General features: G+C 36.1%; 6 protein-coding genes. 3 read left to right on the top strand and 3 right to left on the bottom strand.

The window, feature by feature from the left end; all coding sequences use genetic code 11:
• The first annotated feature begins 204 nt into the window (after nt 1-204).
• Both mobB and moaA read left to right on the top strand, forming a co-directional pair.
• Nucleotides 205-1,242 (top strand): molybdopterin-guanine dinucleotide biosynthesis protein B, encoded by a 1,038-nt coding sequence (gene mobB, locus ACKI3D_RS08805; protein WP_407393797.1) that lies wholly within the window; start codon nt 205-207, stop codon nt 1,240-1,242.
• Between the two features lies 1 nt (nt 1,243).
• On the top strand, nt 1,244-2,173 hold the full coding sequence (gene moaA / locus ACKI3D_RS08800; protein ID WP_407393796.1) for a GTP 3',8-cyclase MoaA: 930 nt from the start codon (nt 1,244-1,246) through the stop codon (nt 2,171-2,173).
• 90 nt (nt 2,174-2,263) lie between these two features.
• Here moaA and ACKI3D_RS08795 read toward each other — a convergent pair whose 3' ends face one another.
• The 3 genes from ACKI3D_RS08795 to ACKI3D_RS08785 form a co-directional block, all read right to left on the bottom strand.
• Nucleotides 2,264-3,469, bottom strand: a complete 1,206-nt coding sequence (locus ACKI3D_RS08795) for a Coenzyme F420 hydrogenase/dehydrogenase, beta subunit C-terminal domain (RefSeq protein ID WP_407393795.1) — start codon at nt 3,467-3,469, stop codon at nt 2,264-2,266.
• 17 nt (nt 3,470-3,486) lie between these two features.
• A complete protein-coding gene (fdhF, locus tag ACKI3D_RS08790) occupies nt 3,487-5,652 on the bottom strand; it encodes a formate dehydrogenase subunit alpha (protein ID WP_407393793.1) in 2,166 nt (721 codons plus the stop codon).
• Nucleotides 5,653-5,731: 79 nt separating this feature from the next.
• Nucleotides 5,732-6,538, bottom strand: a complete 807-nt coding sequence (locus tag ACKI3D_RS08785; RefSeq protein ID WP_407393791.1) for a formate/nitrite transporter family protein — start codon at nt 6,536-6,538, stop codon at nt 5,732-5,734.
• 160 nt (nt 6,539-6,698) lie between these two features.
• Between ACKI3D_RS08785 and ACKI3D_RS08780 the strand changes: the two genes are divergently transcribed.
• On the top strand, nt 6,699-6,972 hold a 274-nt coding region (locus tag ACKI3D_RS08780), incomplete at its 3' end, for a hypothetical protein (protein WP_407393789.1).

Raw genomic sequence — 6,972 nt, 5'->3', positions numbered from 1 at the left:
ATTATTAAATCATTTTAGAAAATATTAGTAAATTAAAGCTTAGATTTTTATTACAATGAAATAACAAAAAATTAATACTTGAATCTTAAATTCAAAGAAAATATGAAGAGATATAATTGAAATTTTACGGGTAGTAACTACACGGTACCTTTAGAAATAATTAATTAAGAAAAAGGACAATATAACTATGAGGGGAGAAAACATATGAAAATTGTATCTATAGTTGGAAGAAAAAATACGGGAAAGACTTCACTAACTGTCAAAGTTATTGAAGAGTTAACCAAAAGAGGTTATAAAGTAGGATCCATCAAACATTCACACCACACAATGGAAATGGACAAAGAAAATACTGATACCTGGAAACATAAACAGGCCGGATCTGAAGTTGTGGTAGGTATTGGTTCAACTACATTCTTCAATGTAAGAAAGGAAATGGACTTGAACAGATTACTATTCTTAATAAAACACCTAGATGACGTTGATTTTGTAGTTATTGAAGGATTCAAAAGATACAATTACCCTAAGATTATCACTTCCCCTGAAGTAAGAGACGAATACACCATCAAGGAAGTAAATTCATTCACAATAGACCAAAAAGGTGTAGAGGAATTGGTTGACCTCATTGAAGAGAGAGGCCATGATATTGTTGATACCCTATTTGCAAACAACTGTGGATTCAATGATAGTGAAAACATAGCCCGTGAAATACGCAAAGGAAACTTGAGTGTTGATGATTTGGATGACGTTGAAAGCTATCTTTCAATAGATGGTAATGTAGTTGGCCTGAATAGGTTTGTCAGCGATTATCTAAAGCAAAGCGTGATTGGAGTTATAAGCACATTGAACCTTGAAGAGTTCAATGTTGAAAAAATAGGAAAAATCGAATTGATAATCCCATCAGCTGAAACCAAACCAAATCCAATAGATGCAAAATGTAATGTTTTAATCAATGGTAAAAATCTTGAATTGAATGAATTTGCTACTAAAATTGTTTCAAACTCCATTAAAGCCATGATTAACTCAATAAAAACTGAGGATAATGTAAAAACAATCGACATCACCATTACAGATATTGAATATGGGGAAATGGAAAACTCAAAAATCGCTATTAAAACAAATGGCCATGATGTTGAAATCAATAAATTTACATCAGGAATTTTAAAAGAAACAATCTATGCAGTTATTAACTCACTGAAAATCGATGAAGAAATTAAAGAAATAGTAATTAGGGTGGAAGAATAAGATGTTAGAAGATGTAGTTAAAGACAAATTTGATAGGCCAATTCTTTCACTAAGGATTACAATAACAAATAGATGCAATGAAAACTGCCTATACTGCCACCATGACGGAATGGTCTCCTCCAAAGACGAAATGACTCCTGATGAGTTATATACCATATGCAAAATAGCCAAAAAAATTGGTGTTAGAAAGATTAGGCTATCCGGTGGAGATCCATTAATTAGAAAGGATATTGTTGAAATTGTTGAAAAGATTGCAAGTCTTGATTTTAAAGACATTTCACTTACAACAAATGGTGTGCTGCTTGAAAAATATGCAGAAGGCTTAAAAAATGCCGGTCTTGATAGGGTTAATGTTAGCCTGGATACCCTAAACCGTGACACATACAAGTATGTAACCAGCATGGATTATCTAAAAGAAGCCAAAGCAGGTATCCTAAAGGCTGTTGAAGTTGGGCTATATCCAGTTAAAATAAATATGGTAGTAATGAAAGACATTAACACCAATGAAATTAAAGACATGTTTAAGTTCTGCAGAGAAAACGGCATAATCCTACAGCTAATCGAGTTGATTGAAAGTGAAAACTGCGATGATGATAAATTCAGTTCCGAATATCACTATCCGCTTGATTCCATTGAAAAAAGATTGGCTGATATGGCTGATGATGTAAGAGAACGCAAGTTTATGCAAGGCCGTAAAAAATATTACATAAACGATGGAGAAATCGAGATAGTCAGACCAGTTGACAACTCTAGCTTTTGCGCAAATTGTTCCAGATTAAGGATAACTCCTGACGGGAAAATCAAACCATGTCTTTTAAGAAATGATAACCTTGTTGAATTGATTTCACATGTTAGAAATGGTAAAAGCGAAGAAGAATTAGAAGAGATTTTCTTAAATGGTATTGACAAACGTGAACCATTCAATACCTAATCTTTATTATTTTTTTAAACTAAAATATAACACTGTTAATTTTTGATATCAAAAAAAAGAAAAAAGGTATATAATAGGGAAATTCCCTAATTATAACCATTTAGCTTTGGATACGTGATCAGTGAATGGAAGTGGGTCGTCACTGCCCATACCTGGGATGTATCCGTAGATTTCTCTTACTTTGTTGTTTACGGTACTCCATACTTTAGCTACAGGGATTTCACATGGACATACTTCGGAACATTGTCCACAGTTGGTACATGCGTCAACCATGTGTACTAAACGTGTTAAGTGGAAGAATGGAGCTGCAGGAGTGTATCCACCAGGTACCCATTCAGGACCTTCAGCTTCGAGACAGCAGTCTTCACAGAAACATAATGGACATGCTTCACGACAGCCGTAACATTTCATACATTTGGAGAATTCGTCTTCGTATTGATAGAATACATCGATGATGTCTCCAGTAGTACCTGCGTAATCAACATCTTTTTTAGCTTGGGATTCTTTAAGCATGAAGTTGTTGATGTTTTCTCTGATTTTTACACCTTTTTCTTCAGGAGCAGTAGTTTCAATTAAACCAGCTTCAATAACTTTGTCTAATACTTCTGCACCTTTGTCGGAGAATACTTCAACGAAAGTAGCTTTTCCAGCTAATTCACCAATAACTCCCCAGTTACCTAAAGCTAAGTCAGCGTTGGAAGGGATTTTGAGATTACATCTTTGACAGTTTTCTCTTCTTCCCATACCTTGTTCTTCTAACTCATCAATTTTGATTCCTTTTTCGCCTTCAGCTGTTTCCATGATGAGTTTTCCTTTGGAAATTTCTTCTTTGATAACGTCTTTAGGATCTAATTCGTATACATCTCTAATCATGTTCATGGTTGGAACAGGTGACATAGTTCCGCCACAGTTTACACCGATCATAATTACGTTGTCTTCGATGATTTTTCCTTTTTTCATTAATTCACGGATGGTCATTGCATCACATGGTTTACATGCGACTGCTAATTTCATGTATCTTGCACCATCTAAGTATTTGGATACGAATTTAGCAATGTTTAAAGTACCACAGTGAATGGAACCTGCAGTTTTGATAACTTCAGCAGGGTCAGTGATGAGAGTTGGAACACCATCATAAATATCGTGACCTTCGGTTACACCGACAACACCGTCAACAATACCTTCTTCTAATAAGTATTTCATGATAGTAGTAACTACTCCACCGTACTCTCCTTTTTCTTTGATATCTTCAATAGCAGAGTATGCGTAAAACATATCGTTAATTTTTGCGCTCATTTAAATCTACTCCTCATTTATTTACCTACTTTAATGGTAGTAGTTGCCATGTTTTCAGCTTTAATTTCAGTGTCAGTACCTTCTTTGTAGACTTCTCCTTTCATTTCAACTACTTCAGGGAGTTTTTCTACTTGGATAGCACAAGCTTTTAATTCAACCATTTTGGATTTAGGGTCGAAAGAGTCGGAGTTGGTTAATACATTTGCAGCACATTCTACGAAGTGCATTGGAATGTTTACAATACCTTCTCTGATGTCATCAGTTACACGAGCAGGAATTGCGATTTCTCCTCTTCTTGAGAAAGCTCTTACAACTTCACCGTTTAAGATTCCTCTAGCTTCAGCATCTTTGGTGTTAATTTCGATGAATCCAGTTTTAACTTCGTTACTTAAGGTTTCACATCTTCTGGTCATTGCAGCGTGATAGTGGAACAAGATTCTTGTAGTAGTTAATAATAATGGGTATTCTTCATCTACAGTTTCAACAGGACCTTTGTGTTCTAATGCTTGGAAGACACCTAAACCATCAGGGTGTGCGAATTTTTCTATGTGCATTAATGGTTGACATGGGTCGTCTTCGGAAGGACAAGGCCAGTGAAGTGCTTCAGGAGTGTCTAATCTTTCACGGTTCATACCTGCCATGATAGGAGCACATTCTCTGATTTCTTCAAAGATGTCTTGAGCAGTTTCGTAGTGGAATAATTCTCTAGGAACGCCCATTCTAACAGCGATTTCTTCCATGATTTTCCAGTCTACCCATGCACCTTCAGGAGGTTCTTGTGCTTTGTGTAAGCATTGTACTCTTCTTTCACCACTGGTGAAGGTACCTTCTTGTTCACCCCAACCTGCTGCAGGAAGTACTACATCAGCACATTGTGCGGTATCGGTTAAGAAACATTCTTGTACAACTAACATTTCTAAGTTTTCAAGTGCTTCTTTTGTGTGTGCTACGTCTGCATCAGAGAGAACTGGGTCTTCCCCGTGGATGTATAATACTTTTAAGTCACCAGCGTGAGCAGCGTTCATCATTTCTACTAAGGTTAAACCAGGAGTGGTTGGTAAGTTTACTTCGTAACCGTATCCACTGTAGTAGTCGTTGAACCATGCGGTAGTTTCTGGGTCTTTAACTTTTCTGTAACCTACGTAATCGGAAGGTAATGCACCCATATCACAAGCACCTTGTACGTTGTTTTGTCCTCTTAATGGGTTTACACCAGTACCTTGTTTACCAATGTTACCAGTTAACATTGCAAGGTTTGCAGTGGACATAACGTTGTCAGCACCGTGGGAGTGTTCAGTAATACCTAATGAGTATACGATAGCAGCTTTTCCAGCTGTTGCATAATCAATAGCTAAGTGTTCAATAACTTCAGGTTTAATACCGGTGATTTCAGAAGCCATTTCTAAAGTGTATTTTTGAACGGTTTCTTTCATTTCTTCGTAACCTTTAGTTCTGTTAGCGATAAACTCATCATCTTGCAAGTCATTGTCGATGATGACTTTAATCATAGCATTCATTAAAGCTACGTCAGTACCGGTTTCAAATTGAACATATTCGTCTGCGATTTTAGCAGTAGGAGTAAATCTTGGGTCTAATACAACTAATTTAGCACCGTTTTGTTTTGCTTGGATCATTTTACGTCCGAACAATGGGTGTGCTTCCATGTTGTTTGAACCAATACAGAAAATGTAGTCAGCTTCTTTAATACTGTCGAATCCGTTGGTCATAGCACCTGATCCGAAAGTGGTAGCTAAACCTGCTACGGTAGGACCGTGACAAATACGTGCACAGTGGTCTACATTTTGAGTACCACAAGCTACTCTTGCTAATTTTTGAGTAATATAAATGTTTTCGTTAGGTGAACGAGCACATGCGTAGAATCCAACTTTGTTTGGATCTTCGTCAGATACTTCTTTGAGTTTGTTAGCAACAAGGTCTAATGCTTCATCCCAAGAAGCTTCTCTGAATTCACCATTTTCTTTAATTAAAGGAGTAGTTAATCTGTCTTCCCTATTAATAAATTGGTATCCAAAGTTTCCTTTTGGACATACTTTACCCTCGTTTACAGGGTGTCTTTTTAAAGGTTCTACACCAACAATTTTTCCGTCTTTTACAACGAAGTTAAGTCCACATCCTGTACCACAGTATGGACAAATTGTTGGTACATATTTAATCTCAACCATTTTATAATCTCCAAAATATATTTTATATAAAATAATTTAAAAGAAGCTTTAAAAAGCTTCTTTATTTAAATTTACTAGCTTAGTCTTTAAGGTAAGTGTACCAGTAGATACATGCTACAAAGACTGCTCCTCCAATAATGTTACCGATGGTTACTGGAACTAAGTTGTTAATGATGATAGTACCCCAGTTTACACCTTCAGCACCTAAGAACATACCTAATGGTATGAAGAACATGTTTGCAACACTGTGCTCAAATCCGATACATACAAACGCCATGATTGGGAACCAAATACCAACGATTTTACCGATGATATCATCAGATGCGTTAGCTAACCATACAGCTAAACATACAAGCCAGTTACAACCAATACCCTTAATCATTGCGGTTAAGAATGGCATGGTAACTTTACCTTCTGCTACAGCAATTGCTTTTGCAGAAATAGCGTATGCTGGTGCTGCGGTATCAGTAGGAGCGATACCTCCCATGAAAGCGAGAACGTAAGCAACGAATAATGCACCTACAAAGTTAAATATCCAACTGATTACCCAGTTTTTAGCGAGACCACCGATAGAAGCGGTACCATCTAAAACACCAAGGGTCATGAACATTACGTTTCCAGTGAATAATTCAGATCCTGCAAGTACAACAATAATCAAACCTACAGGGAACACTGCACCGAATACGAATTTTTCTAAACCGATAGGAGCGCCTGCTTTTAACATGCCTGCGCTTGCTACTACAGCTAATAAACCACCAAATGCAATATATGCTCCTGCTAAAAAGGAGAGTAATATTACATTTACAATATTTGCAGAGTCTTTTGCTCCAGCTGTTGCTGAAATTGCTTTTGCAGTTTCAACTGGACTTTTAAAAGATGAACTCATATTATCAACCTCTTTTATTCCCTTTTAATTAATTTTTTATAATACTAATGAATCCCAAATTTTTATCATTCAAAGTATTATGATATTATATATTGAGTTTTATATATAAAAAGGCTTTGTTATATGGCTCTAAAAGAAATATTTAAATAGGAGAATAAAAATGGACGTTGGTTTAATTGCATTAATATTAAACATTGTATTTGCGTTATTTTTGGTGTTGGGTTTTGTTAAAGGACTTGTTGGCATCAAGAAAAAATCTTTGCGCCTTGCAACTTTTGTTGTGGGGGTTTTAATTGCTGGGGCAATAACACCTTTTGTTTCAAAAGCAATAATGCAAATAAAAATTACGCATAATGGTGTTCCAACATCACTAAACGACATTGTTTTGTCAGCAATAACAGAGGCTGCTGGAATAAATGACTTAACAAGCACTG

It is taken from the genome of Methanobrevibacter sp. (assembly GCF_045586545.1).
Classification (GTDB): Archaea; Methanobacteriota; Methanobacteria; order Methanobacteriales; family Methanobacteriaceae; genus Methanocatella.
This window is presented reverse-complemented; position numbering and strand designations above follow the sequence as displayed.

Coding starts and splice junctions, on each gene's coding strand:
- mobB (WP_407393797.1), top strand. CDS start 205: ATGAAAATTGTATCTATAGTTGGAAGAAAAAATACGGGAAAGACTTCA.
- moaA (WP_407393796.1), top strand. CDS start 1,244: ATGTTAGAAGATGTAGTTAAAGACAAATTTGATAGGCCAATTCTTTCA.
- ACKI3D_RS08795 (WP_407393795.1), bottom strand. CDS start 3,469: ATGAGCGCAAAAATTAACGATATGTTTTACGCATACTCTGCTATTGAA.
- fdhF (WP_407393793.1), bottom strand. CDS start 5,652: ATGGTTGAGATTAAATATGTACCAACAATTTGTCCATACTGTGGTACA.
- ACKI3D_RS08785 (WP_407393791.1), bottom strand. CDS start 6,538: ATGAGTTCATCTTTTAAAAGTCCAGTTGAAACTGCAAAAGCAATTTCA.